We start from the raw sequence: 626 nt of genomic DNA, 5'->3' as shown, positions 1-626 counted from the left end.
TCGCTGATCGCAGCGCCTCTGCCACCTGCATGAAACAATTGACCATCACTTGAGGACGATGTGCCGTCTCCCCAGAGTGACGCCAGGGGCAGCCCACGATGGGCTGCAACCATACGGCCAAGGGCTTCGGCGTATCCGGCCTCGCTGATATGCCAGTCATGCAGATGCGCCAACTGGCGCAGGGTGGCACCCTGACAGGTGTCGGCCATGCGTGTCAGACCAAGATTAATCCCATCCGCCAGGATCACCGTCAGCAGGGCGTTTTTGTCATCCGCGACACGGCTGGAACGGCGATGGGTAAAGCAGTCGGTGAAGCTGATCCAGCGGTCCACTTCCAGCAGAAGATCAGTAATCTTGATGCGTGGCAGCCGGTCGTAAGCCGCCCGCCTCAACTCTTCCACAGCAGGGGGTGTAATTGCTTTCAGAGGCGAAATCACAAGACCATGTGCATCAAGCCGGACCTGTGACAACTCGCCCTTCCTGGCAAGAGCCGTCACCCGGTTCAGCGCGGTTTCCAGCACTGCACGCCGTKGAGAAAGGAACGTGTCAGCCGTAGCATTGATCGCCAGAGGCAACGGTCCTTGCGCGCGCATCGCTGCAAACGTGGCTTCCGGAAGAAGGTAGGT

The 626-nt window shown here is 59.5% G+C and carries 1 protein-coding gene; it reads right to left on the bottom strand.

Annotated elements, in window-relative coordinates:
• Nucleotides 1–626 (bottom strand): Tn3 family transposase (locus tag KP705_RS16100; RefSeq protein ID WP_215764969.1); only part of this gene is annotated, 626 nt, incomplete at both ends.

It is taken from the genome of Gluconobacter sp. P1D12_c (genome assembly GCF_018812105.1).
Taxonomy (GTDB): Bacteria; Pseudomonadota; Alphaproteobacteria; order Acetobacterales; family Acetobacteraceae; genus Gluconobacter; species Gluconobacter oxydans_A.
This window is presented reverse-complemented; position numbering and strand designations above follow the sequence as displayed.